The 24,462-nt window shown below is 67.8% G+C and carries 24 protein-coding genes; 6 read left to right on the forward strand and 18 right to left on the reverse strand.

The features are described 5' to 3' along the window. From K1Y73_RS15715 to K1Y73_RS15730, 4 genes are all read left to right on the forward strand, one after another. Positions 1-1,348, forward strand: a 1,348-nt coding sequence (locus tag K1Y73_RS15715; protein WP_225029256.1) for an AMP-binding protein, incomplete at its 5' end; no start/stop codon positions are given. Between the two features lie 3 nt (positions 1,349-1,351). Further along, positions 1,352-3,538: a cytochrome P450 gene (locus K1Y73_RS15720; RefSeq protein ID WP_225029257.1), complete on the forward strand. Its 2,187-nt coding sequence runs from the start codon at positions 1,352-1,354 to the stop codon at positions 3,536-3,538. Next, positions 3,535-3,810, forward strand: coding sequence for an acyl carrier protein (locus K1Y73_RS15725; protein ID WP_225029258.1), 276 nt, complete (start codon positions 3,535-3,537; stop codon positions 3,808-3,810). Before K1Y73_RS15720 ends, K1Y73_RS15725 begins: the two co-directional genes overlap by 4 nt. Continuing rightward, positions 3,810-5,486, forward strand: coding sequence for a carbamoyltransferase family protein (locus K1Y73_RS15730; RefSeq protein ID WP_225029259.1), 1,677 nt, complete (start codon positions 3,810-3,812; stop codon positions 5,484-5,486). The genes K1Y73_RS15725 and K1Y73_RS15730 overlap by 1 nt, the downstream gene beginning before the upstream one ends. 106 nt (positions 5,487-5,592) lie before the next feature. Here the strand turns inward: K1Y73_RS15730 and K1Y73_RS15735 are convergent, their stop codons facing one another. Together K1Y73_RS15735 and K1Y73_RS15740 are read right to left on the reverse strand one after the other, a co-directional pair. Next, on the reverse strand, positions 5,593-7,350 hold the full coding sequence (locus K1Y73_RS15735; RefSeq protein ID WP_225029260.1) for an FAD-dependent oxidoreductase: 1,758 nt from the start codon (positions 7,348-7,350) through the stop codon (positions 5,593-5,595). Positions 7,351-7,415: 65 nt separating this feature from the next. Next, a complete protein-coding gene (locus tag K1Y73_RS15740) occupies positions 7,416-8,489 on the reverse strand; it encodes a maleylacetate reductase (RefSeq protein ID WP_225029261.1) in 1,074 nt (357 codons plus the stop codon). A gap of 93 nt (positions 8,490-8,582) precedes the next feature. Between K1Y73_RS15740 and K1Y73_RS15745 the strand changes: the two genes are divergently transcribed. After that, on the forward strand, positions 8,583-9,533 hold the full coding sequence (locus K1Y73_RS15745; RefSeq protein WP_225029262.1) for a LysR family transcriptional regulator: 951 nt from the start codon (positions 8,583-8,585) through the stop codon (positions 9,531-9,533). A 5-nt stretch (positions 9,534-9,538) separates the two neighbouring features. Here the strand turns inward: K1Y73_RS15745 and K1Y73_RS15750 are convergent, their stop codons facing one another. The 16 genes from K1Y73_RS15750 to K1Y73_RS15825 all read right to left on the reverse strand — a co-directional run bounded on the left by K1Y73_RS15750 (position 9,539) and on the right by K1Y73_RS15825 (position 23,420). Continuing rightward, positions 9,539-9,871, reverse strand: a complete 333-nt coding sequence (locus K1Y73_RS15750; protein ID WP_225029263.1) for a hypothetical protein — start codon at positions 9,869-9,871, stop codon at positions 9,539-9,541. Positions 9,872-9,878: 7 nt separating this feature from the next. Continuing rightward, complete coding sequence (locus tag K1Y73_RS15755; protein WP_225029264.1) at positions 9,879-10,715, reverse strand: intradiol ring-cleavage dioxygenase; 837 nt, start codon at positions 10,713-10,715, stop codon at positions 9,879-9,881. A 20-nt stretch (positions 10,716-10,735) separates the two neighbouring features. Further along, entirely contained in the window at positions 10,736-11,746 is a 1,011-nt protein-coding gene (locus tag K1Y73_RS15760) for a branched-chain amino acid ABC transporter permease (protein ID WP_225029265.1), read from the reverse strand. A gap of 11 nt (positions 11,747-11,757) precedes the next feature. Further along, positions 11,758-12,621: a branched-chain amino acid ABC transporter permease gene (locus tag K1Y73_RS15765; protein ID WP_225029266.1), complete on the reverse strand. Its 864-nt coding sequence runs from the start codon at positions 12,619-12,621 to the stop codon at positions 11,758-11,760. Then, positions 12,618-13,331, reverse strand: coding sequence for an ABC transporter ATP-binding protein (locus K1Y73_RS15770; protein ID WP_225029267.1), 714 nt, complete (start codon positions 13,329-13,331; stop codon positions 12,618-12,620). The genes K1Y73_RS15765 and K1Y73_RS15770 overlap by 4 nt, the downstream gene beginning before the upstream one ends. Further along, entirely contained in the window at positions 13,328-14,047 is a 720-nt protein-coding gene (locus K1Y73_RS15775) for an ABC transporter ATP-binding protein (RefSeq protein WP_225029268.1), read from the reverse strand. Before K1Y73_RS15775 ends, K1Y73_RS15770 begins: the two co-directional genes overlap by 4 nt. Before the next feature lie 151 nt (positions 14,048-14,198). Then, positions 14,199-14,753 (reverse strand): flavin reductase family protein, encoded by a 555-nt coding sequence (locus K1Y73_RS15780; protein WP_225029269.1) that lies wholly within the window; start codon positions 14,751-14,753, stop codon positions 14,199-14,201. 51 nt (positions 14,754-14,804) lie between these two features. Beyond that, positions 14,805-16,025, reverse strand: a complete 1,221-nt coding sequence (locus K1Y73_RS15785; RefSeq protein WP_225029270.1) for an acyl-CoA dehydrogenase family protein — start codon at positions 16,023-16,025, stop codon at positions 14,805-14,807. A 22-nt stretch (positions 16,026-16,047) separates the two neighbouring features. After that, positions 16,048-16,836, reverse strand: a complete 789-nt coding sequence (locus K1Y73_RS15790; RefSeq protein WP_225029271.1) for an alpha/beta fold hydrolase — start codon at positions 16,834-16,836, stop codon at positions 16,048-16,050. Positions 16,837-16,849: 13 nt separating this feature from the next. Then, a complete protein-coding gene (locus tag K1Y73_RS15795) occupies positions 16,850-17,860 on the reverse strand; it encodes a zinc-dependent alcohol dehydrogenase (protein ID WP_225029272.1) in 1,011 nt (336 codons plus the stop codon). Next, on the reverse strand, positions 17,857-18,894 hold the full coding sequence (locus tag K1Y73_RS15800; protein WP_225029273.1) for a branched-chain amino acid ABC transporter permease: 1,038 nt from the start codon (positions 18,892-18,894) through the stop codon (positions 17,857-17,859). The genes K1Y73_RS15795 and K1Y73_RS15800 overlap by 4 nt, the downstream gene beginning before the upstream one ends. A 3-nt stretch (positions 18,895-18,897) precedes the next feature. Then, positions 18,898-19,755, reverse strand: a complete 858-nt coding sequence (locus K1Y73_RS15805) for a branched-chain amino acid ABC transporter permease (RefSeq protein ID WP_225029274.1) — start codon at positions 19,753-19,755, stop codon at positions 18,898-18,900. Beyond that, positions 19,742-20,470: an ABC transporter ATP-binding protein gene (locus K1Y73_RS15810; protein WP_225029275.1), complete on the reverse strand. Its 729-nt coding sequence runs from the start codon at positions 20,468-20,470 to the stop codon at positions 19,742-19,744. Before K1Y73_RS15810 ends, K1Y73_RS15805 begins: the two co-directional genes overlap by 14 nt. Beyond that, entirely contained in the window at positions 20,467-21,195 is a 729-nt protein-coding gene (locus K1Y73_RS15815) for an ABC transporter ATP-binding protein (RefSeq protein WP_225029276.1), read from the reverse strand. The genes K1Y73_RS15810 and K1Y73_RS15815 overlap by 4 nt, the downstream gene beginning before the upstream one ends. A 38-nt stretch (positions 21,196-21,233) precedes the next feature. Beyond that, positions 21,234-22,529 carry an ABC transporter substrate-binding protein gene (locus K1Y73_RS15820; protein ID WP_225029277.1) on the reverse strand — a complete coding sequence of 432 codons (1,296 nt, stop codon included), beginning with the start codon at positions 22,527-22,529 and terminating at the stop codon, positions 21,234-21,236. Positions 22,530-22,604: 75 nt separating this feature from the next. Next, complete coding sequence (locus K1Y73_RS15825; RefSeq protein WP_225029278.1) at positions 22,605-23,420, reverse strand: SDR family NAD(P)-dependent oxidoreductase; 816 nt, start codon at positions 23,418-23,420, stop codon at positions 22,605-22,607. A gap of 344 nt (positions 23,421-23,764) precedes the next feature. Here K1Y73_RS15825 and K1Y73_RS15830 point away from each other — a divergent pair. Next, positions 23,765-24,462: XylR N-terminal domain-containing protein (locus tag K1Y73_RS15830; protein WP_225029279.1), on the forward strand; the 698-nt coding region annotated here is incomplete at its 3' end.

The raw sequence follows: 24,462 nt of genomic DNA on the forward strand, positions 1-24,462 counted from the left end.
GCAGGACGCGGCGATCCGCGACGGGCTGGCGCCGGGCGGGCAGGCCCTGCCCTGCGCGGTGCTGGCAATGGACGGGCCCGAGGAGGACGCGCTGATCCCGGCCGAAGGCGCGCGGCCCCTGGGCCTTGACGCGCGGGCCCCCGGCGGGCCACAGCCGGCGCTGATCCAGTATACCTCGGGCTCCACCCGGCTGCCCAAGGGCGTGCTGCTGCCCGGCGCGCAGATCCTGGCCAACCGCCAGATCGTCGAGGACAGCTGGGACATGAACCCCACCTCCTGCGTGGTGAACTGGCTGCCGCATTACCATGACATGGGGCTGATGGGCGGCATCCTTTATCCGCTGCTGTCGGGCGGCCATTCGGTCCAGATGAGCCCGCTTGACATGGTGCGGCGCCCGGCCGACTGGCTGCGGGCGATCTCGGACTATCGCGGCACGTTCAGCGGCGGCCCGGCCTTCGCCTATGCCGATTGCCTGCGCCGGGTGACCCCTGCCGACTGCGAGGGGCTGGATCTGTCCTCGTGGAGCCGCGCCTATTGCGGGGCCGAGCCTATCCCGGCCGATCTGCTGGACGCTTTCGCGCAAAGGTTCGGCGCCTATGGGCTGCAGCGTCAGGCGCTGTTCGGCTGCTATGGCATGGCCGAGATCACGCTGTTTGCCGCCGGCGCGCCCGAACCGCCCAAGCTGCCGCCGCCGCCGCCCGGCTGCGAGGCGGTGCATCCCTGCCGCCTGTCCGACCTGACCGCGCCCCTGCTGCGCATCGTCGATCCCGAGACCCACCAGCCACTGCCCGATGGCGAACAGGGCGAGATCTGGCTGGGCGGCCCGTCGAAGGCGGAAGGCTATGTGAACCTGCCCGACGAGACGGCGGAAAGCTTCTCGGCCCGGATCGCGGGCGAAGACGGGCTGTGGCTGCGCACCGGCGATCTGGGGCTGGTGCAGGACGGGTTTCTGTATGTGACCGGCCGGATCAAGGACATGCTGATCGCCAATGGCCGCAAGATCGGCGCGGCCGAGCTGGAATGGCTGGCCGCCGGCGCCGATCCGGCGCTGAATCCGCTGGCGGCGGCGGCCTTCGCCCCAGACCCGGCGCAGGGCGCCGAGGCGGTTCTGATGATCGAGCTGAAAGCCGGCCATCAGGCGCCGGAGGCCCCGGAACAGACCGTCCGCCAGCGGATCGAGCGGCTGGTGACCGGGGAATGGGGCATCACCCTGCGCGATCTGCATATTCTGCCGCGCGGCCGGCTGGCGCGCACCAGCAGTGGCAAGGTCCGCCGCCAGGTCATCGCCCAGGCCTATCGCCAGGGCGCGATCCCGGGCGGCGCCCTGGCCGAAGCGACCGAGGACTGACCGATGAAACATGACAGCTGGGCCGACAGATCACGCTTTCTCAGCGACCCCGACCAGGTCGAGGCGGTGCTGCGCAACCCCGGCATGGGTTTTGCCCCCGTCGGCGCCTATCTGCAGCAGCTTGAATCGCGCTCGGGCGAATCCTTCCCGCATCTGCGCAAGCTGGCGGGCAGCGCGCTGGTCGGCACCGGAGCGTCGGATCATCTGGAAACCCGCCGCCTGATCGCGCAATTCTTCACCGATCGCGCGATCCAGGACTGGGAGCCGCATTTCAAGGCCTCGGTCGCGCTGGCGCTGGACCGGCTGGAGGCCGCGCCCCGGCCCGATCTGATGGACGATTTCGTCACCCCGCTGTTCCTGTCGGTGATCAGCCGCATGGTCGGGTTCCGCGATGACGGCTCGGGCCAGCTGTTTCCGATGATCGCCATGGTGCAGCGCATCACCGAGCCGATGCTGGCCATGCGCGACCTGCGGGCGCTGGAGGCGGCGATCCAGTATCTCGACCAGACCCTGCCGCCGCTGGATCAGGCGCCGACCGAGGCGCCAGACTGCCTTCTGGCCTATCTGCACCGCCGCGCCGACAGCGCGCCGCCCGGCATCGACCTGCGCTATACCGCCATCGCGCTGACGGTCGCGGCCAATACCGTGGCGCAGACGCTGGGCTTCATGCTGTACGGGCTGTTGATGGACGATGCCTCGGCCTGGGACGAGATCGCCAGCCCCGAAGGCACCGAGCGGCAGTTGCAGCGGCTGCTCAGCCTTTACCCCTCGACGCTGACGCTGGTGCGGGTGGCCACGGAAGAGGTCGAGATCCGCGGCTGCCCCTTTGCCAAAGGCCAGTCGACCGTGGTCGACGTGCCCGAGACCAATGCCCAGCTGCGCGCGCGCAGCGCCGATGGGGCGCGGATGCGCAGCCTGTCCTTCGGGGCGGGCGCGCATAAATGCCCGGGCGAGGCGCTGTCGCGCCGGCTTCTGCCGCTGGCGCTGCCTGCCTTGGCCCGCCGCTTCCCGAAGCTTGCGCTGCACAAGGACCGCGCCCGGTTTCGCGCCACACCGATGGTGCAATTCCCGCAAAGCCTGCCCTGCGAATTGCACGGGATCTCGCATCGCGCGACGGCCCGGCTGGTCGAGATCAAGGATCTGCCCACCGCCCGGCAGATCGTGGCCGACAATGACCGCTTCATGCCGCCGACGATGGAACCGCATCTGCGCGCCTTCGGCGCCTCGACCGGGATCGACATCGCCCCGGCGATCCTGATCGCGCGCAATGCGATGTTCTTCATGTCGGGCGAACGCCATGCCACGGCACGGCGGGCGGTCGCGGCCTGTCTGGGCGGCAACCGGCTGCCGCGCTGGCAGGGGCTGATGGAGGCGCAGGTCGCGCAGGCGCTGGACCGTCTGGCCGCGGCGCCGCGGCCCGATCTGATGCAGGATTATGCCGAGCCGCTGTTCCGCGGCATCACCTCGCCCGTCCTGGGCATCGACCCGACCGACCGGGCGCGGTTCGACGCGCTGGCGCCGATCCTGCAGGACATTCTGGAACCCTGGCTGCCCAAGCGCGAATTGCTGCGCCTGCTTGAGGTCTTTACCGAAGTGCTGGCGCTGATCCGCCTGCCCGGGGAAGCCGACGATCCCAATTCCGTCCTGTCCACGCTGATCGCCGCAGCGCCGGCCGATTTCTCGACCGACGACATCAAGGCGCTGGTGCTGGTTCTGTATGGCGCCAGTTTCAACCTGTCGCATACGCTGGGCAATGTGCTGCACTGGATCCTGATCCAGCCGCGCGAGGAGCAGGCCCGCGCCGCCGATCCGCGCTGGATCGCCGAGAATATGGAGCGGCTGATCTCGCTTTGCGGCTCGCCGAAATACATCTACCGGATGGTGCGCGAACCGGCCGAGATGGGCGGCCTGTCGCTGTCGGCGCGCGACACGACCCGGATGCAGCTTCTGTCGATCAACCGCGGCACCGCCACCGGCCATCTGGCCTTCGGCCATGGGCTGCATCACTGCGTCGGTGCCGGCCTGTCGCGGATGCTGTTGCGCAATGCCGTGCCGGCGCTGTTCCAGCGCTTCCCGGGCCTGGCGCTGAAGCCGCAGGCCCATGCCTATCTGGACATGTCGCAGACCGTGGCGCTGGCCCGCCTGCCCTGTGTCCTGCCCGCCCCTTCGAAACCCAAGGACCTGCAATGACCGAGACCGAAACCCCCGCCGCCTCCGCCGCATCCGCCCCCGACGTTCTGGCCTTTGTCCGCGACCAGCTGGCCGCGCGGCTGAACCTGCCGGTCGACCAGATCGAGCCGGGCTCGGACCTGATCGGGCTGGGGCTGCAATCCATCGACGCGGTGATGATGTGCGGCGAGGTCGAGGACCATTTCAAGGTCGAGCTGGATCCCAGCACGATCTTCGAACATGAAACTGTCGGCAGTTTCGTCGACGAGGTCGTGCGGCGGCTGAACGGCTGATGGCGACCTTCTATCTGGGACTGTCGACCTCGGGGCATGACCCGGCGCTGGCGCTGGTCGATGGCGCGGGAAAGCTGGTCTTCGCCGAAGCCTCCGAGCGGTTTTTGCAGGACAAACGGGCCTGGGGCATCGCACCCGACCATGTGCCGCATCTGGAGCGCGCGCTGGCGGCGGTGGGCTTTGACGCCGGCCGCGACCGGCTGCGTGTGGCCAGCAGCTGGCCCTTGGTGAAGGGCGATCTGCCGGTGCAAGTGTCGAATGCGATGCTGCCCGCGAGTGATGGCCTGTGGCTGCGCAGCCTGCAGGCCCAGGCCCAGGCCAATGCCGGCGCCTCGCTGTTGCGGCTGGGCCTGGCCTCCGAAATGCCCGAGGTGCTGCGCTTTGACCACCATCTCTGCCATGCCGCGGCGGCCTGCTACCAGTCGCCCCTGCAGGATGCCGATTGCCTGGTCGTCGATGGCGAGGGCGAGGTCGGCGCCGTGTCGCTGTTCGATCTGCGCGGACGGGTGCTGAAGCGGCGCTGGCGCAGCTGGGGGCCGGGCAGTCTGGGCACGTTCTATGCCTGGCTGACCATGCTTTGCGGCTTCGACTGGCGGCTGGGCGAGGAATGGAAGGTCATGGGCCTGGCGGCCTATGGGCGGGTGCTGCCCGATCTGCAGGCGGCCTTGCAGACCATGCTGGTCGTCGATCGCGGCCGGCTGCGCTTTGCCGATGCGGCGACCGTGGCCTCGGTGCGCGCCGCGGCCGAACGCCATGCCCGCCCGCCCGAAGCGCCGCTGATGCAGGCCGCCGATCTGGCCGCCACCGGCCAGGCCGCCTATGGCCATTACCTGGACCTGATCCTGCAATCCTGCCGGGCCGAGGATGTGCCGGCGCTGGTCCTGACCGGCGGCTGCGCGCTGAATTCGTCCTATAACGGCACGGTGGCGGGGCGGATGGGCTATGACCAGGTCTTCGTGCCCTCGGCGCCCGCCGATGACGGCAATGCGGTGGGCGCCGCGGTGCTGGCCTTTCTGCGCGACACCGGCGCCGACGCGATCCCCGACAGCGACGGCTCGCCCTATCTGGGCAGCAGCGCCGCGCCGCGGACCCTGGCCAAGCTGCAGCAGGGTCTGGGCGGCTTGAAGGCCACCGATGTGACGGGCCAGGCCGCCGAGGCGGTGGCCGCGCGGCTGGAGGACGGGCAGATCCTGGGCGTCATGCGCGGCCGGGCCGAATTCGGGCCGCGCGCGCTGGGCAACCGCTCGATCCTGGCCGATCCGCGTCCGGCCGAGATGAAGGACAGGATCAACCGGCTGGTGAAGGGGCGCGAGCCCTATCGCCCCTTCGCCCCGGTCGTGCTGGCCGATGCGGTGGGCGACTGGTTCGACCGCCCGCAGCCCTCGCCCTACATGTCCTTCACCCTGCCCTGGCAAAGCCGCCATCGCGACCGGGTGCCGGCCGTGGTGCATGAGGATGGAACCGGGCGGCTGCAGACGGTCGACCGCGCCACCGCGCCCTGGATGACCGATCTGGTCCAGGCCTTCGACCGCAAGACCGGAACGGGCGTGGTGCTGAACACCAGTTTCAACATCATGGGCAAGCCGATCGTCCATTCGGTCGAGGATGCGCTGGCGATGCTGGTGACCTCGGGCCTGGATGCCGTGCTGATCGAGGATCTGCTGATCGAGAAGTGACGCCGCGCAAGCCCCAAGCGGCGGCACAGGAAGCGGCAGGCCGGGTCCCCGGCCTGCCGCTTCTCTGTTTTCCATCGGCACGGTGCGGGCAGGCCCGCCCCGGCGCTTAGCGCGCCAGGATCCGGCGCAGGACGCGGGCCAGTTCGGCCTCGGGCCGTTCGGCCAGATCGGTGGCGCGCCAGGCGACATGGTGGTCGGGGCGCACCAGAAGGCAGCCGCTGTCGCGGATCTCGGAGATCCGCGCCCATTCGCCGCTGTGATCGACATAGCTTTGCCGCGGCCCGATCACATGGCAGGCCAGCTCGATCCCCAGATCGCCCGCCACCTTCTGCGCCGCCGCAATCCAGGCCTCGCCCCCCAGCCCCGTCAGCAGGGTGAACCGGCCATGGCCGCACAGATCCAGGGTCGAAACCGCGGCCCCGGTGTCGTGGCGATACAGCCAGGCATGCGGCAGGCGCGCGCCGGGCCAGGTGGTGGGCTGGTAATGCAGATCGGCATCCATCTGGAAGGCCGGCTCGATCTGGCCATCCGTCACCACCGCCTCCGAGCGGTAGCGCTGGTTCATCTCGACGCCATGGGCATCGAATTCGTATTTCTTGAAGGCAATCGCCTTGCGGATCGCCTCGCGCTGCGCCTCGGCCTGGGCCGTGCCCTCGCTGCGCGCCGACAGGTTCTTCTGCATCTGCTCGGGGCTGACGCCCTCGGCCATGCCCAAAGCGGCAAAGATCGGTCCGGTCTCGCCGATCGACTGGTTGGCGCGGGTGACGATCTGCTTGGCCACCGGCGCGCGTTCGACGTCATAGCTGTCCAGCAGCGCCTCGCCCGCCTGGCCCTTCAGCACCAGCGCCAGTTTCCAGGCCAGGTTGAACGCATCCTGGATCGAGGTGTTCGAGCCCAGCCCGTTCGATGGCGGATGGCGGTGGATCGCGTCGCCCATGCAGAACACCCTGCCATTGGCGGTGCGGGTGGCGTAATAGTTGTTCACGGTCCAGGTATTGGCCGACAGAAGCTCGATCTCCAGCGTCGGGTCGCCGATCAGCTGGCGCGCGACGCTGGTTGCGAATTCCGGCGTGACCTCGGGCTCGGGCTGGGTGATGTCATAGCCCCAGACAATCAGCCATTCATTCCAGGGCCGGACCATGCGCACCAGCCCCATGCCGATCCCGCCCACATCGGCGCCGGGCTGCATGACCCAGTACAGGACCGAGGGCCGATGGGCGACGTATTTCGACAGATCGGCCCGGAACAGGATGTTCATCGACCCGCCCACGCCCATCTTGCCTTCAAACGGCAGGCCGGCATGTTCGGCGACCAGCGATTTGCCGCCATCCGCCCCGATCAGATATTTCGACCGGATCACCAGATCCTTGCCGGTCAGCCGGTCGCGGCAGGTGGTGGTGACGCCGGTCGCATCCTGCACATGGCCAAGATATTCCGTCGACATCCTACCTTGCGTGCCCCGCGCGCAGGCGGTCTTGTACAGAAGCGGCTCCATGAAGGTCTGCGGCAGGTCGTTCATCTGCGTGGGCGAGGACATTTCATGTTCCGCCTTCGACAGCGGATGGTTGCCCCAGGCCTTCATCCGGCCGATTTCCTCGCCCGCCAGGCTTTCGCAGAAGATGTTCTCGCCCATCAGATCCTGATGGGTGGCGAACATATAGGCCTCATCCTCGACCTCGCGGCCCAGATCGCGCAGCACCTCCATCGTGCGCTGGTTGGTGATATGCGCGCGCGGCGTATTGGCCAGCCAGCGATAGCGGTTCACCGCGATATTGCTGATGCCGTAGCTGGACAAAAGCGCCGCTGTGGCCGAGCCCGCAGGCCCGGTTCCGATGATCAGCACATCGGTGGTGATGTCGGCCATGTGTTCCTCCCGAAGAAATGGCGGCGGGTCTCCCGGCCCGCGGATCGTGATGTCAGAATGCCGGATCAGACGCCGGGCGCGGCGCCTTCCCAGGCGGCCTGCAACAGGCCGCGGATGCCGTCGCGGGTGACGGGGCGCGGGTTCCAATAGGGATTGGCGGCGGCCAGATCGGCGGCGCGGTCCAGATCGGCTTCCTTCAGCCCCAGATCGCTGAGCGCCAGGGGCGCGCCCGCATCCTTGGCGAAATGCCACAGGCCCAGGCCCGGATTTCCATGGCCGAACAGCTGGGTCACCGGGGCCAGCAGGTCGGGCACCGCTTCGGCGTTATAGGCGATGGCATGCGGCAGGATCACCGCATGGGTTTCGGCATGCGGCAGGTCGAAACTGCCGCCCAGCGTGTGGCACAGCTTGTGGTGCAGCGCCATGCCGACCTGCCCCAGAACCGTGCCGCACAGCCAGGCACCATACAGCGTCTCGCCGCGCCCCGCCGCATCGCCGGGCGCCGCCATCACCTTGGGCAGGCTGTCGCGGAAGGCGCGCAGGCCTTCCACCGCCATCAGCGACGACAGGGGCGAGCGGTCGCGGGCATAAAGCCCCTCGGCCGCATGGGCCATGGCGTTCAGCGCCGAAGTCACGGTCATCGCGACCGGCAGCGTCGCCACCAGCTCGGCATCATAGAGGATCACCTCGGGCTGCACCTTGGGGCTGGTCAGCGTGGTCTTCACCCCGCCTTCGGTCTGGCCCAGGATCCCCGTCGCCTCGGACCCGGCATAGGTGGTGGGCACCACGATCTGCGGCAGATCGGTGCGCAGCGCGATGGCCTTGCCCAGGCCCGTGGTCGACCCGCCGCCGACCGAGATCAGCACATCGGCCCGCAATTCCTGCGCCAGCGCCGTGGCCTGTTCCGACACATCGACCGGCGTATGCATCGCCGCACCGGTGAAGCGGCCCACGGCGCGCGGGCCCAGGTAGGCTGCGAATTCATCGGCCATCGCGGCCTGATGCGGCGTGGTCAGGATCAGCGCGCGCGACGCCCCCAGCGCCTCGGCCTCTTCGGCCACGGATGCGCGAATCCCGGCGCCGAAGCGCACGCGAACGGCCGCGCTGCGCGCGGTGAATTCCTCGCGGAAAAAGGACATCGGCTCCTCCCCTCGGCCTCTTGCAGAAGAAAACCTAGACCGGCCTGACAGAAATATTGATCGGATGATGCGGATATAATATCGCATTGTGTTATGAAACTGGACAGCGAACATCTGGAGATTCTGGCGGTCATCGTCGAAAAGGGCGGGCTGACCGAAGGGGCGGACGTGCTGGGCAAGTCGCAGCCCTCGGTCTCGCGCTCGATGGCGCTGCTGGAGGAACGCATCGGCCTGCCCCTGTTCGAGCCGGGCCGGCGGCCGCTGCGCCCCACCGAGCTGGGCGCCAGCCTGGCCCGGCTGGGCGCAAAGATCCGCAGCGCCAACCAGGAGGCCAGCCTTCTGGTGCAGCGCTTTCGCCAGGGGCTGGCGGGGCGGCTGCGGGTGGGCGGATCGCCCATCTTCATGGATGGGGTGGTGGCCACGATGGTGGCCGAGTTCCAGGGCCGCCACAGCGATGTGCAGATCGACCAGTCCTATGGCTATCTGGACCAGCTGGAGACCGGGCTCAGGAATGGCGGCCTTGATGTGGCGATCCTGCCGCTGCATCCGGCGCAGGTGCCCCTGGACATGGAATTCACCCCGCTTCTGCCGGGCAACAACGTCATCGCCTGCCGGGCCGGCCATCCGCTGACCCGGCGCAAGGCGATCACGCTGGCCGATATCGAGCCCTATGCCTGGATCGCGCCCCCGGCGAACAGCCCGCTGTATCGCGATCTGCAGCGGGCGCTGAAATCCATCGGGCAAGAGGAGTTCCGGGTGAATTTCTCGGGCGGCACGCTGGCCTCGATGCAATCGGTTCTGGCCGGGTCGGATGCGCTGACCGTGCTGCCCTATTCGGTGGTCTTCCTGTCGCGCCGCACCGTGCCGCTTGAGGTGCTGCCGCTGAAGATCGACCATCCCGACCGGCAGCTGGGCTTCCTGACCGTGACCGACCGGCAGGGTCCGCCGGCGGTCCGGCAGTTCACCGGCTTTCTGGCGGCCGAGTTCCAGCGCCTGCAGGCCCGGATCGAGCATGAGCAGAAGCTGACCCTGCGCCGGGGCTGATCGGCTTACTTCAGCGCCACATAGGTTGCGGCATCGAGCGTGGCGATCCGCACCGCGACCGGCAGCCCGGTCGCGGCGGCGATCCGGTCGCGCAGCCGCGCCGCCATGGTCTCGATCACCGCGCGGGTGCGGTCGGGCTTGGGCAAGAGATGCAGCTCGGCATTGATCGCCGGCTGGTCGGCCAGCGCCAGAACCGGGATCACCGCCAGCTGGCAGGCCGCCTCGTCCACCCCGAACCCCGCGCACAGAAGCGCGCGCAGGTCCGGCAGCTGGGCGGCCAGCGGTGCCTGCACCGCCGGATACTGCGCCTCGTCCACGAAAAGCTTGAGATTCGGCATCTTGGCCTCAGGCCGGAACCAGCACGAAATCGAAGGGCGAGCGCCAGATCGTCTCGCCGCCCTCGACCCGCTCATAGGGGGCAACCAGCGTGTCCTTGACGCCGAAGACCGCGTCGGATGTCAGGTATTCGTCGCCGCCCACGAAGGTATGAGTGACCAGCTTCTGCATCCCCGGCGCGGTGACCAGGTAATGCATATGCGCCGGGCGATAGGGATGGCGGCCCAGATGGCCCAGCATCTGCCCGACCGGCCCGTCATCGGGGATCGGATAGCTGACCGGCCGGATGCCGCGGAAGCTGTAGCGCCCGTCCGGCCCGGTGATGAACCGGCCGCGATTGTTCCATTTCGGCTGGATGCCGGGCTGCTGCACGTCATAGAAGCCGTCGGCATTGTCGGACCAGACATCGACCGTGGCGCCCGCAACCGGATTGCCGTCCAGATCCAGCACCCGGCCCTCGAACAGGCAGCTTTCGCCCTTGCCGTCCAGACTGATATTGTCGCCCATCGCCCGGATCGGCGCATCGTCCACATGGAACGGGCCGAAGACCGTGTTCTCGGTGGCACCTTTCGGGCGGCGGTTGTTGATTGCGTCAACCAGCATCGACATGCCCAGCGTGTCCGACAGCAGGATGAATTCCTGCCGCTCGCCCGAGCAGATCTGGCCGGTGCGGGTCAGAAAGCCGATGCCATATTCCCATTCCGCCTGGGTCAGCTGGCATTCCTTGGCGAAGGCATGCAGATGCTTGACCAGGCAGGCCATCACCTCGGCCAGGCGGGGATCGGTGTCGGGGCCCATCCGGCCATTGACCGTGGCGGTCGCGTTTTCCTCGGTGAAATAGCTCATGATCGTTTCTCCTCGACGGATCATTCGGGCGTGGCGCGGGCCGGCGCCCGATGCCCCAGGGGCAAGGGGTCAAAGCCGGTCCGCTGGATGAAGCTTCCCCACAGGCCGCGGCGGGCGAACAGCATGATCGCGATGCCGATCAGGCCCAGCAGGATCAGGTAAAGCGTGCCGTAATCGGCCAGGGCGCGTTCCAGCCCGTAAAAGACCAGCACGCCGATGATCGGGCCGGGCAGCGTGCCGATGCCGCCGATGACCACGATGAAGATGACGAAGGCGGTCCAGTCCAGCAGCGAGAAGGCGGCATCGGGCGAGATGCGGCCGATCTGGATGAACAGCAGCCCGCCGCAGATCCCAGTGACGAAGGCGGTCAGCAGGAAGACCAGCGCCTTCAGCCGGGTCGGGTCCACCCCCACCGCGCGCGCCGCGACCGGATTGTCGCGCACCGCCTGCAGCCCCAGCCCCAGGCGCGAGCGCAGGAAGATCCAGGATGCCGCCAGCACCGCCAGAACCAGCGCCAGCGCCAGCCAATAGGTCAGCATGTCGACCGCCGCCGCCTTGGACCCGCCGAACAGGTCGCGCAGGATCTGGATCACCGCCATCTCCTGCACCGCCTCTTTCGGCAGGGCCGTGCCGGTGCCGCCGCCCAGCGCCTTCCACTGGCTGAAGGACAGCCGGGCAATATCGGCCACCGCCCAGGTGCCGATGGCGAAATAGGCGCCATGCAGGCGAAAGGCGAAGAAGGCCACCGGCACCGACAGCGCCATGGCCACCAGCCCTCCGACCAGCATGCCCAGGATCGGGTTCAGCCCCAGAAGGATGACGCAGGCGAACATCGCATAGGCGCCGATGCCGACAAAGGCCTGCTGCCCGACCGAGACAAGGCCGGCAAAGCCCGCCAGAAGGTTCCAGTTCAGCGCCAGGACCAGAAGGCACAGCACGGTGAACAGATCCTGCACCAGCGCGCGCGAGCCCAGGATGGGCACCAGCGCAAGCGCCAGGGCAAAGGCCAGGAAAATCAGGAAGATACGCATGCCTCGCCCCCTTAGTCCAGCGCCCGGGGGAACAGACCCCGCGGCCGCAGCAGCAAGACCAGCACAAAGGCGATATGCCCCGCCAGGATCTGCCATTCCGGGTTCAGCGCCGCGCCGAAGGCCTGCGCGACCCCGATCACCAACCCGCCCGCCAGGGTGCCCCACAGGCTGCCCAATCCGCCGATGATCACCGCCTCGAAGGCGTAAAGCAGCCGCGCCGGGCCGATCGAGGGGTCGAAATTCGCCCGCGCGCCCAGATACAGCGCCGCAATCGTGGCCACGACCAGCGCGATGCCGGTGGCCACCGCAAAGATCCGCTGCGGGCGGATGCCCATCAGCTGCGCCGTCACCGGATCATCGGACGTGGCCCGGAAGGCCCGGCCAAGGGCTGTGCGATAGAACAGCCAGTTCAGCGCCAGGATCACCAGGATCGCCGAGCCGAAGGTCAGAAGCGGCATGGTGCCGATCGTCACCGGGCCCAGCGGCACCGAGGCCGCCTCGACCGGGCCGAGGGGCAGCTTGCGGCTGTCGGCGCTGAAGGCGGTCAGCAAGCCATTCTGGATCACCACCGACAGGCCGAAGGTCACCAGAAGCGGCGGCAGGATGTCCTCGCCCAGAACCCGATTCAGCAGCCCCGCCTGCAGCGCCATGCCCAGCGCGAACATCACCGGCAGCGCCAGAAGTGCTGCCAGGAACGGGTTCAGCCCCGTCGCGGTGCCAATCCCCAGGATCAGATAGGCGCCCAGCACGATCAGATCGCCATGCGCCAGGTTGACCAGCCGCATGATGCCGAAGACCAGGCTCAACCCGGCCGCGAACAGCGCGTAAAGCCCGCCCAGAAGCAGCCCCTGCACCAATGTATCCAGCCAGATCATCCGTGGCTCACTCCGAAATAGGCGTCATGGATGGCCTCGCGCGACAGATCCTGCGGGCGGCCCGACAGGCGGATCCGGCCCTCCATCATGCAATGCACCTGATCGGCCATCTTCAGCGCCTGGCCGATATCCTGCTCGACCACCAGAAGCGCCGTGCCGCTGTCGCGGATCATCGGGAAGGCGGCGTAGATTTCGCGGATCACCACCGGGGCAAGGCCCAGGCTCAGCTCGTCACACAAAAGGACCGAGGGGTTGGACATCAGCGCCCGGCCAATGGCGACCATCTGCTGCTGCCCGCCCGACAACGCGGTGCCCGGATGGGCGCGGCGCTCTTTCAGCACCGGGAACAGCGCGAAGATCCGCTCCAGATCCCAAAAGCCGCTGCCGCGGCGGGCATGGGCGCCGATCTTCAGGTTTTCCTCGACCGTCAGGCTGGGAAACAGCCGCCGCCCCTCGGGCACCATGGCGATGCCCGCGCGCAGGATATCGGGCGCCGGCCGGCCCGAGATCGGCGCCCCCGCCAGGGTGATCGTGCCGCCGCTGACCCGGGCGATGCCGGTGATCGCGCGCATCAACGTGGTCTTGCCCGCGCCATTGGCGCCGATGATCGCCAGAACCTCGCCCGGCTCCAGCGCCAGATCGACGCCGAACAGCGCCTGGAAATCGCCGTAATGGGCCGTCAGCCCCGACACTTGCAACAGCGCGCTCATGCCTCGATCCCCAGATAGATCTCGCGCACTTCCGGCGCCGCCATGACCTGATCGGGCGCGCCGATCATCAGCATGCGGCCGAAATTCAGCACCATCAGCCGCGTCACCACCGAGGTCAGCGCATGCAGCACATGTTCGATCCACAGGATCGCCGTACCCTCGGCATGGATGCTGCGGATCGTGGCGACCAGTTCGACGCATTCGCCATCGGTCAGGCCGCCGGCGATTTCGTCCAGCAGGATCACCCGCGGCCGTGTCGCCATGGCGCGCGCCAGTTCCAGCCGCTTGCGGTTCAGCAAAGGCAGCGCGCCCGCGGGCCGGTCGGCCAGGGACGCAAGGCCGGTGCGGTCCAGAATGCCCATGCAATGGGCCGGCGCCTCGGCCGCCGAAAGCCGCCCGCCGAACCGCGCCGCGACCAGCAGGTTTTCATAGACCGACAGATGGCCGAAGGGCTGCGGGATCTGGAACGACCGCCCCAGCCCCGAGGCGCAGCGCTGCATCGGGCTTTCGCCGGTCACGTCGCGGCCGTCCAGCAGCACCTGCCCGGCATCGGGGCGCAGATTGCCGGTGATCAGGTTGAACAGCGTCGATTTGCCGGCGCCGTTCGGGCCGATGATGCCCAGAGCCTCGCCCTTCTCCAGCGCGAAGCTGACCTCATCGGTCACTTTCAGCGCGCCAAAGCTTTTCGACACGCCCTGCAAGGACAGGATCGCCATGGATGCCCCCCCGGGCCCGCCCTCCCCGGCCGGCCCCTTCTGCCACGATCCTAGAACCTGGCTGCGGTGAAGTTGATCGGATGGATGCGAGACAATATCGCAATCTGGTATGTAGCGCCGCCCGCGCGCACGCGCGCCCCGCGCCCCCGCCTTAGCGGAAGACGTCGCTGAATTCGGATTCGGCCAGCGTCAGGCTGGCCTGGCCATCCGGCGCCTCGCGCAGCCGGTGCCAGCGCCGGTCAAGATAGATCAGCGAATCAAGTTCCGGCGCGCCGGGCGGCAGCGCCGTTTCGCCTTCCAGCAATTCGGCCACCACGACCGTCGCCCCCTCGACCGGCAGCGATCCGGTGATGCGGCCGCGGAACCAGGTGGCGACGCTGCTGTAGCGCGGCTCTCCGGTCGGAAGCCGGCTCCAGGCGATCTTCGGCCCGAAGCGGTCGGCGCCGGGCGTGGCGCCCAGAAGCGCCAGATCCAGGTCGGAGAAGCGCAGAAGATGGATGACGACGCTGCCCGCTGCCAGCACCGCCGCGGTCGAGCCCGAGCGCGCCGACAGCGAAAACGCCACCGCAGGCGGCGCGGCGCTGACCGAGATCAGCGACGAGACGGTCATCGCCACGGGCTGGCCGCCCGGATCGGCGGTGATCACCGCCACCCCGGCCGGATGAAGGCGGAAGGCGTCGCGGAAGGCATGGGACAGGTCGGTCATCTTGGTCTCCGGCATCCCGGGGGCAGCGACCCGCCCCCGGGGCATTGCAGCTTATTTCTTCTCGATCAGGTCGTAGAACTGCCAGGTCCGGTCGGACCACATCCCGCCCAGTTCGCGCCCCGCCGAGGTGACGATCGAGGGCGCGATGGTGAAATGGTTCGCAGCAACCATCATGTCACGGAAGGTGCGCTGGATCACGCCCGCCCGCAACCCCGCCCCGCCCGACGCGCGATAGGCAAAGTTGCAGACATCGACGCCGACCTCGTGGATCTGCGACTTGGCCAGATGCACCAGGCTGATCTGCCGGGTCGTCATCTGCTGGCCGGCCTCGGCCAGATGCTCGATCTCGCCCCAGACTTCCATCACGAAGGCGCGGGCGGCGCGATAGCTGGCTTCGGCGCGGCCATAGTCGTTCCAGAACTTCTCGCTTTCGCCCAGCATCCCGGCGCGGCCCGATTTGCTGCGCGCGAACCCCGCGATCTCGTCCAGCATGCGCCGGCCCGCGCCCATCGCCCAGCCGGTATGGCCGATGGCGGCCAGCCCGACGATGCCCAGGCTGAACAGCTCTTTCAGGCGTTGCGGCGGGGCGGTCAGGATCGGGAAGACCATATCCTCGGCCACGAAGACATTCTCGGCCGCATAGTCGATGGATCCGGTGCCCTTCAGCCCCAGCACGTCCCAGTTGCCCAGTTGCTTGTGGTCGGGGATCGGCGCATGGGCGCACATGACGATGACATTGCCGGCCTCGTCCTTGGCGGGCTTGCCAGTGCCGTCATCGATGAAACAGGCCGAATGCGACCAGGTCGCGTGCGAGAAGCCCGAGCCATAGCTCCATTTGCCCGACAGCGTATAGCCGCCATCGACCTTCTTCAGCATGCCCAGAGGCGCGCCCTGCCCCGAGAAGCGGTTCTCGGTGCCCGGCGCGAACAGGCGCGACACCGCGCTGTCGGGCAGGAAGGCCGCCGACATGGCGCCGATGCAGCAATGCACCATCGACACCCAGCCGGCCGAGCCCGACCACCAGGTCACCGCTTCCAGCACCTGCAGCACTTCGGTCGGGCGCATCTGCGCGCCGCCCAGCTCTTCGGTCGCCAGAAGATGCGACACGCGCAAGGGGCGCAGCAGCTCGAAACTGTCCTGCGTCAGCTCGCCCGCCGCCTCGTCGGCGGGGGCGTTGGCTTCCAGCTTGGGGCCGATCTCGGCGATCTGCTTCAGCAGGGCGCGGTAATCGACCGTCTTGCCCCAATAGCCATGGTTCATGGGCTTGTTCATCTTGCTCCTCCTCAGGATCGGATCAGGCGGCGAGGAAATCGCCGATGGTTTTCAGCGTCTCGGGGCGTTCCTGCGGCACAAGATGGCCGGTGCCGGGCACGGACAGGAATTGCGCATTGGGCAGGTTTTCCAGCCAGATCGGCGCCTGGCTGGCGGGCAGAAGCCGGTCTTCGCTGCCCCAGACCAGCAGCACCGGATTGGTGATGCGCTGCATGAAGCGCTTCAGGTTCGGGTGGCCCATGCCGTAGGTCGCGCACAGCCGCCCGACCATGTCGCCTTCGCGCGCGCGGTCGGCGCCGAACTGTTCGGCAAAGGCCGGGTCCGAGCCATCGGGGAAGTATTTCAGCGCGACCGACACGTCATGCGTCATGTAGCCGGGGAAATCCTGCGGGGCGATGCCGCCCAGGGCCGTGGCCGGATGGGCCGGGTCGTTCAGGCCGGCGGGCGCGATCAGCACCACTTTGTCGAACTTCTCGCGCGCCAGCGCGGCCAGTTCGGTGGCCATCCAGCCGCCCATGGAAAAGCCGATCAGATGCGGCTTTTCGTCCAGATCCAGCGCGTCGAGCAGGTTCAGGTAATGCAGCAGCATGTCGGTCAGATCGGCGACATGCGGCGCGGGGCCGGAAAAGCCCATGCCGGGATGGCTGGGCAGCAGCACGCGGAAGCGGTCGGCCAGGCCTTCGGCAAAGTCGAAACCTTCCAGCGTGGCGGCGCCATGCAGGAACAAGACCGGCTTGCCCTGGCCGATGGCCTTCACCACCGTCTGCACGCCGCCGATGTCAAAGGTCAGCGTCTCGAAGTCTACGGTCATAAGCGGGTCCTCCTCAGGAAAGGTCGGGCTGGATCAGCACCTTGCATTGGGTGGTGCGGCGGCGCAGGCTTTCGAAGACCTGCGGCACCGGCGACAGGCCGATCCGGTCGGTGATCAGATGCTGCGGGATGCCGCTGGACAGCGCGTCCAGCGCCACGCCGAATTCGTTCTTCTGGTGGAAGAAGACGGTGAACAGCAGGTCGATCTCTTTCGACAGCGCCACGAACGGGTCCCAGTCATCGCCGCCGATGCACAGGCCGACGCCGATCACCTTGCCCTGCAGCCGCACCGCCTGCGAGGCGGCCTGCAGCAGCCCGCGCTTGCCCACGCATTCGAAGACGATATCGGGCGGCCCGCCGCACAGATCGGCCAGGTTCTCGGCCAGACGCTCGCCCGACAGGGCGAAATCGGTGGCGCCCAGCGCAAGGGCGCGGTCGCGCTGATGGGTGTGGATATCGGCCATGACCACATGGCTTGCCCCCATCCGCCGCGCCCAGAAGGCGACCAGAAGCCCGATCGGCCCGGCGCCCAGGATCGCCACCCGGTCGCCCGGCGTCATGCCGGACCGCACGATGCAATGCAGCGCCACCGACAGCGGCTCGGCCAGGGCGGCATCGGCCAGGGCCACGCTGTCGGGCAGACGGGCGCATTGGCGGGCGGCGACGGTCACATGCTCGGCATAGCCGCCACCGATCAGTTGCATCTGCGGGCAGCGGGCCGGATCTCCGGCCTGGCAGCGGTCGCAGCGGCCGCAGCCGCGCATCGGCACCACGGCCACCCGGTCGCCCAGTGCCAGGCCCGTGACCTCGGCGCCGAGCGCCACCACCTCGCCCGAGATTTCATGGCCCAGAACGAAGCCCGCGCCGATGCCGAAGGGTTTCGGGTCCTCGGTGATGTGCAGGTCGCTGCCGCAGATGCCGCAACCGGCCACGCGCAGCACCACCTCATCGGCGGCCGGCGCCGGGTCGGGCAGATCGGCCATCCGCAGAGGCTGGCCCACGGCGTCGAAAATCAGCGCCTTCATGGCTTCTCCTCCGTCTTCAGGATCAGATGGCGGCGGATCGGGAACCAGGGCGCATCCCAGCGCCGCGAGACCAGGCCCCAGATCCCGGTCCGGGCATACAGCGCGACCAGAACCGTCATCACGCCCAGCACCACGAAATAGCTGGCCCCATAGGCGCCGAACCAGCGGTCGGCGACGAAATAGATCGCCGTGCCGATCAGCACCCCCTCGATCGAGGCGATGCCGCCCACCATCACGATGAAGATCGCCAGGTTCGACCACATCGGATCGAAGGCCGAGGCCGGGTTGATGCGCAGCTGGGCCATGAAATAGACCGATCCCGCCAGGCCGCAGCCCACCGCCGCCGCCACATAGATCATGAAGCGCAGCCGCTTGACGTTGACGCCCTGGCTGGCCGCCGCGACCGGGTTGTCGCGCATCGCGATCAGCGCCAGCCCATAGCGCGAGCGCAGGAACCAGTAGCTGCCGCCGATGGTCAGAAGGATCATCACGGCACACAGAAGCGACATGGCGATGTTGCGCTGAAAGGCCGAGTAATCCTTCATCACCGTCAACGACATGCCCGCCCCGGCATTGACCCAGCCAAGGTTGGTCGAGACAAGCCGGAACACCTCGGCCACGACCCAGGTGCCGATGGCGAAATAGGGCCCGTCCAGCCGGTGCAGCAGGAAATAGCAGGGCACGGCCAGAACGGCGGGCACCACCAGCGACAGGGCAATCGCCAGGAAAGGGTTGACGCCGAAGGTCTGCGCCAGAACGAACATCGCGTAGCCCGCCGCACCCATGAAGGCCTGTTGGCCCACCGAGACGAGGCCCGCATAGCCCGCCAGCATGTTCCACATCTGCGCGACGGCGATATAGCAGCACAATTCCAGCACCATGCGGATCGTGCCGGTCTTGGCCCACCAGGGCATCAGCGCCAGCGCCAGGATGGCAATCGCAAACAGCGTCAGCGCGATGCGGCCCGAGGTCGTCTGCCGGCGCACCGTGACGGCGGGCGCGGCAGACGCGGGCGAGATTGGGATCGAGGTCATGGCTCAGCCCTTTCCGAACAGGCCCTGCGGGCGCGTGGCCAGCACGAGAAGGAAGACAAGATGCCCGGCCAGCACGCCGAAGCCCGGATCGATGCGGAAGCCGATGGCCTGGCTGATGCCCAGCACCATGGACCCGATGAAGGCCCCCCAGACCGATCCCATGCCGCCGATGATCACCGCCTCGAAGGCGTAGATCAGCTGCGCCCCGCCATCGGCCGGCGCCACGGTTGACCGCAGCGACTGGAACACCGCGGCAAAGCCCAGGATGCCCACGGCAATCGCGGTGGCCGCGGCATAGACGCGGCGCGGATTGATCCCGGTCATCGAGGCCGCCTCGACATCGGCCGCCGCGGCCCGCAGCGCCCGGCCGAAGCGGGACCGCTTCAGCATCAGGTCCAGCGCGAAAGTCAGGCCGATGGCAAAGGCCAGGACGATCACCGGCAGAAGGCCGATATAGATGCCGCCGATCTGGATCGACTTGCTTTCGATCCCGCCGCCCGGCAGCGACCGGCTGTTGGCCGACCAGATCTGCAGCATCAGGTTCTGCAGCGCCAGCGACAGCCCGAAGGTCGCGATCAGCGAGGGCAGCGGGTCATCGCCCACCACCCGGTTGAGGATCGCCTTCTGCAGCAGCCAGCCCAGGATCACCGCCAGGGGCACCAGCGCCACCATCACCGTCACCGGCCCGAAGCCGAAGGACGAGGCCAGCGAGATGCCGATCAGTGACAGAAGGATCACCAGATCGCCATGGCTGACATTGACGATCCGCATCACCCCGAACATCAGCGCCATGCCCAGCGCATATTGCGCATACATGCCGCCCAGCAGGACGCCCTGCACCAGCGCGTCAAACCACTGCATGAGAGCCTCCGAAATAGGCAGCGCCGATCTGGTCGCGGGTCACTTCGGCCGACCGCCCGCTTAGGGTGACCCGGCCTTCCAGCATGCAATACAGCCGGTCCGAGGCGGATTGCGCGAGGCCGACATCCTGTTCGACCAGCATCACCGCCGTGCCCTGGGCCCGAATCTCGGGCAGGGCGGCATAGATTTCGCGGATCACCTTGGGCGCCAGGCCCAGGCTGATCTCGTCGCACAGAAGGACCGAGGGCTGGCACAGCAGCGCGCGGCCGATGGCCACCATCTGCTGCTGCCCGCCCGACAGGCTTTCCACCGGCGTGCGGGCCTTGTCCTTCAGGATCGGGAACAGCGCCTGCAGCCGCGCCAGCGACCAGCCGCCCTTGCGGCCCATCCGCTGGGCCTGGTCCACCGCCACGCGCAGATTGTCCTCGACCGACATGCCGGTGAACAGCCGGCGGCCTTCGGGCACGATCGAGATCCCCATCTGCACCATCCGGTCGGTCGCCATGCCGCCGATGGGCTGGCCTTTCAGCCGCACCATGTCGGGCGCCACGCGCAACAGCCCCATCACCGCGCGCAGGAAGGTGGATTTCCCCGCGCCATTGGCGCCGATCAGCGCCACCGCCTCGCCTTCGGCCAGGTCGATATCGACACCATACAGCGCCTGAAAATCCCCATAGCGGGCGATCAGCCCATGGGTGGACAGCACCGCCGTCATGCCTCGATCCCCATATAGACGCGTTTCACATCCGGGTCGGCGATCACCGCCTCGGGCGCGCCCTCGGCGATCTTCTCGCCGAAATTCAGCACCAGCAGCCGGTCGGCCACCGCCAGAAGCGCGTGCAGCACATGCTCGATCCAGACGATGGTGACGCCGCGGTCGCGGATGCGCCGGACCAGCGCCACCAGTTGTTTCGATTCCTCATCGGTCAGCCCGCCCGCGATCTCGTCCAGAAGCAGCAGCTTCGGGTCCGAGGCCAGCGCGCGCGCCAGTTCCAGCCGCTTGCGGTCCAGAAGTGTCAGCTTGCCCGCCTGCACATTGGCCCGCGGCGCCAGTTCGCAATCGGCCAGAACCTGGGCGCAGAAGGCATAGCTGTCCTTCTCGGACTTGCCGCCCCCGAAGGCCGAGGCGACAAGCAGGTTTTCAAAGGTGGTCATCCCCGAATAGGGCCGCGGAATCTGATAGGTCCGCCCGATCCCCATCTGACAGCGCCGGAACGGCGGCTCGGCGCCCAGCAGGCGGTCGCCCAGGCGGATTTCTCCGCCCGAGGCCTTCAGATCGCCGCTGATCATGTTGAACAGCGTGGTCTTGCCCGCGCCATTGGGGCCCAGAATGCCCAGGACTTCGCCCTGCCGCACCTCGAAGCTGACATCGTGCAACACGCGCACCGCGCCAAAGCTTTTCGACACGCCTCGCGCCTGCAGCAGGATGGCCTGATCCACGCCCCGCCCCCCGTTCTGATTGGTGCTGCCCTGCATGATCACCAGGCGAGCGGGACGATCTTCTGTTCCGGCTCGAACAGCTGGTTCACGCTGTTGTCGACGATCTTCAGGTCATAGGGCCATTTCTCGCCCTTGACCCATTGGCCGCCGAAGATCGGCATGGTGCAGATGTTCTTGTGCGGGGTGCCGGCGAATTTCACCGGGCCGCAGACCGTGGTCATGTCGGTCGCCGCCATCGCCTCGCGGTTGGCCTCGCGGTCCAGGGGATCGGTCGAGCGTTTCAGGATGTCGATCGCCACTTCCATCAGCGCATGGGAATAGCCGAGCGGCTGGGTCCATTGCCGCTTCTGATCGGCCTCCCACTGGTCGGCCAGCGCGCGGCTGTCCTGACCCGTCAGGGTCGATGGGAAGGGGAAGGCGGGCGTCCACCAGACTTCGGACGACATGCCATTGCCCAAGGGCCCCATCGCCTCGACCCCGCCGGGGAACAGAAGGGCGGCCGCAACCGTCACCGCCTTGGGCTTGAAGCCCTGCTGGTTGCATTGGGTGACGAAGGTCTTCAGATCGTCCGGATAGGTGATGCCGCCGATGATATCGACGCCGGCATTCTTGAATTCAGCGATCTGGGCCGAGAAATCATTGGTGCGCGGCTGGAAATAGCCCGGGATGGTGACGTCGTAGCCCGCGGCCTTGGTCGGCACCGGCAGGCCATAGTCATTGTTGCCCCAGGTCTCGCCGTCGATGTTCTGCGGGAACAGCATGCCGACCTTCTTGTTGGTCTCAAGCCCGTTCCAGAGGCCCACGAACGTGTTCAGCGCCTCGTCCAGGCCCCAGAAGAAGTGGTAGGTCCAGTTAAACTCGCCGCCGCCGCGCGGCATGATCACCGCCTGCCAGGGCGCCCCGGACGAGATGCAGGGCGCTTCATACAGTTCGGACTGTTCCATCACCGGCAGGATCGTGTCGGTGGTCGAGGCGGGCGCCATCAGATGCACCTCCTCGTTCAGGATCAGGTCGCCCGCCAGTTCCGCCGCCTTGTTGGGGTTCGACTGGGTGTCGCGTTCCAGGATCTCGATGGCATAGGTGTCGCCATTGGCGCTGGTCAGCGTGCCGCCCAGATGCTCGCGGATCTTCTGCACCGTATAGCCGTCGGTTTCGCCGAACAGACCAAGGGGGCCGGTGGCGGGCGTCAGATAGCCCAGCTTGATCGTGCCCGCGGTTTGCGCGCGCAGATAGGTGGGCAGCGCCAGCGTGCTGGCCGCAACCCCCGCCCCCATGCCGCGCAAGACGGCGCGGCGGCTGATGCCGGATTTCACCAGCCGGTTGTAATAGGTCATCGGTTGTCCTCCCTCATGTCGGTTGATCCGGCCCTGCCCTCCCCGGCAGGGTCCGGCCGTCAGGTCTTGTCGCGTCTAGGTCATGCGGATCAGCGAGCCGCCGTCGATCACCACCAGCGAGCCGGTCATGTAGCTGCCCGCGGGCGAGGCCAGCAGCAGCGCCAGGCCCTTGATGTCCTCGACATCGCCGATCCGGCCGATCAGCGACTGGCTTTCAAAGGCGGCGCGGTCTTCCTTGATGCGCAGCCGTCCACCGGCGATGTTGGTGATGAAGGGCCCGGGCAGGATCGCGTTCACCCGGATGCCATAGGCGCCCAGTTCCATCGCCATGTGCCGCACGAAATGGTTCACCGCCGCCTTGGCGGGCATGTAGCTGGTGCCGACGATGCTTTCGTTGATCTCGGACGCGATGGACGAGGTGACGATGATCTGCCCGCCGCCCGCGGGCTTCATGTGCCGCACCGCGTTCTTGACCGTGGTATAGACCGAGGTCAGGTTGATCTCGATCCCGCGGTCCCATTGATCATCCGGGATATTCTCGATCGCGCCATCGGGGTTGCGCGTGCCCACGGGCGTCATGAAGCCCGGGCCCGGGTCGATCCCGGCATTGGCAAAGACCGTGTCGATGCGGCCATGGCGCGCGGCCACCGCGTCGAAGGCGGCGGCCATGGCGGCGCGGTCGCCCACATCCACCACCTGACCCCAGCAATCGCCGCCGATCTCGGCCACGGTGCGGTCCAGCCCGGCGGGGTCGATGTCGAAGATGCAGACCTTCGCGCCGCCCTCGGCCATGATCTCGGCATAGGCGCGGCCAATGCCGCTGGCCCCGCCGGTGACGATCACGGACTTGCCGCGGACGTCGAACATCTTTTCCAGTGCGGCCATGGTCATCTCCCCCTTCGCCTTCCCGATCCGACCCGCCACAAGCCCCCCGGTCACCGCCCCGATGGGCATGACGCTGCAACCGGGCGGGCCCGGCGCTGACATGGGTTTTGCGGCAGATGCGACCTGTCCCTCCCAGAACGGCCGCGAACGGGGCACATAGGGCAGGCAGGGTCGATTTTAGTCAAATGCGGAAATCCGGTATTAATATAGCAAACAGGCATATTTACAACCACCTGATTTCAAATGGTTTTCTTCACATCGCCGCAAGGGGGCCGGTTTTCGCCCGGCGCAGACTTGCTGAAATGATCAAATCACCTCATGATTTGATCACTTCGACGCAAAGGCCCGCCATGACCCGCATCCGCACCAATCTCGAGTCATCCGCCCTGATGGATCGCGGCGGCCGGCCCACCCTGCGCGAATTGCTGGGCGGGCTGGAATTCGATGCCGCGACCGGCGCGCTGCGGCTGAACGGGGCGCGGCTGGCGCTGTATCATTCCGAGGCCGACCGCATCCTGCGACGCGAGCTGATCGCGCGTCTGGGCGAGGCCGAGGCGCGGATCTTCCTGTTGCGCCGCGGCTTTCGCATGGGGCTGCATGACGCGGCCTTCGTCGCGGCCTCATGGCCGGCGCTGGACCGGGGCGACGCCTTCACCGCCGGCACCCGGCTGCACATGTTCAGCGGCGTCGTTCGGGTGGAAACCGTGCATAACGATTTCGATTTCGCCCGCGGCCGCTTCAACGCCGAATTCCTGTGGCACAATTCCATCGAGGCCGAGGCGGGCCAGGACGCGCCGCGCCCCGCGACCGGGCCGGCCTGCTGGCAGCAACTGGGCTATGCCTCGGGCTATGCCAGCCATTTCTTCGGCGCGCTGGTGATCTACAAGGAAACCGCCTGCGCCGCGCAGGGCCATAAATGCTGCCGGGTGGTCGGCCGGCTGGCCGAGGGCTGGGGCGAGGACGATCCCGAAGTGCGGCTGTTCCGCAGCCGGGTCGAGCCCGCGGCCCAGCGCGCGGTCCTGGCCGCCCCGCCGCCGCTGGCGCCCCC

It is taken from the genome of Xinfangfangia pollutisoli (assembly GCF_020179405.1).
Taxonomy (GTDB): Bacteria; Pseudomonadota; Alphaproteobacteria; order Rhodobacterales; family Rhodobacteraceae; genus Pseudogemmobacter; species Pseudogemmobacter pollutisoli.

Coding starts and splice junctions, on each gene's coding strand:
- K1Y73_RS15720 (WP_225029257.1), top strand. CDS start 1,352: ATGAAACATGACAGCTGGGCCGACAGATCACGCTTTCTCAGCGACCCC.
- K1Y73_RS15725 (WP_225029258.1), top strand. CDS start 3,535: ATGACCGAGACCGAAACCCCCGCCGCCTCCGCCGCATCCGCCCCCGAC.
- K1Y73_RS15730 (WP_225029259.1), top strand. CDS start 3,810: ATGGCGACCTTCTATCTGGGACTGTCGACCTCGGGGCATGACCCGGCG.
- K1Y73_RS15735 (WP_225029260.1), bottom strand. CDS start 7,350: ATGGCCGACATCACCACCGATGTGCTGATCATCGGAACCGGGCCTGCG.
- K1Y73_RS15740 (WP_225029261.1), bottom strand. CDS start 8,489: ATGTCCTTTTTCCGCGAGGAATTCACCGCGCGCAGCGCGGCCGTTCGC.
- K1Y73_RS15745 (WP_225029262.1), top strand. CDS start 8,583: ATGAAACTGGACAGCGAACATCTGGAGATTCTGGCGGTCATCGTCGAA.
- K1Y73_RS15750 (WP_225029263.1), bottom strand. CDS start 9,871: ATGCCGAATCTCAAGCTTTTCGTGGACGAGGCGCAGTATCCGGCGGTG.
- K1Y73_RS15755 (WP_225029264.1), bottom strand. CDS start 10,715: ATGAGCTATTTCACCGAGGAAAACGCGACCGCCACGGTCAATGGCCGG.
- K1Y73_RS15760 (WP_225029265.1), bottom strand. CDS start 11,746: ATGCGTATCTTCCTGATTTTCCTGGCCTTTGCCCTGGCGCTTGCGCTG.
- K1Y73_RS15765 (WP_225029266.1), bottom strand. CDS start 12,621: ATGATCTGGCTGGATACATTGGTGCAGGGGCTGCTTCTGGGCGGGCTT.
- K1Y73_RS15770 (WP_225029267.1), bottom strand. CDS start 13,331: ATGAGCGCGCTGTTGCAAGTGTCGGGGCTGACGGCCCATTACGGCGAT.
- K1Y73_RS15775 (WP_225029268.1), bottom strand. CDS start 14,047: ATGGCGATCCTGTCCTTGCAGGGCGTGTCGAAAAGCTTTGGCGCGCTG.
- K1Y73_RS15780 (WP_225029269.1), bottom strand. CDS start 14,753: ATGACCGACCTGTCCCATGCCTTCCGCGACGCCTTCCGCCTTCATCCG.
- K1Y73_RS15785 (WP_225029270.1), bottom strand. CDS start 16,025: ATGAACAAGCCCATGAACCATGGCTATTGGGGCAAGACGGTCGATTAC.
- K1Y73_RS15790 (WP_225029271.1), bottom strand. CDS start 16,836: ATGACCGTAGACTTCGAGACGCTGACCTTTGACATCGGCGGCGTGCAG.
- K1Y73_RS15795 (WP_225029272.1), bottom strand. CDS start 17,860: ATGAAGGCGCTGATTTTCGACGCCGTGGGCCAGCCTCTGCGGATGGCC.
- K1Y73_RS15800 (WP_225029273.1), bottom strand. CDS start 18,894: ATGACCTCGATCCCAATCTCGCCCGCGTCTGCCGCGCCCGCCGTCACG.
- K1Y73_RS15805 (WP_225029274.1), bottom strand. CDS start 19,755: ATGCAGTGGTTTGACGCGCTGGTGCAGGGCGTCCTGCTGGGCGGCATG.
- K1Y73_RS15810 (WP_225029275.1), bottom strand. CDS start 20,470: ATGACGGCGGTGCTGTCCACCCATGGGCTGATCGCCCGCTATGGGGAT.
- K1Y73_RS15820 (WP_225029277.1), bottom strand. CDS start 22,529: ATGACCTATTACAACCGGCTGGTGAAATCCGGCATCAGCCGCCGCGCC.
- K1Y73_RS15825 (WP_225029278.1), bottom strand. CDS start 23,420: ATGACCATGGCCGCACTGGAAAAGATGTTCGACGTCCGCGGCAAGTCC.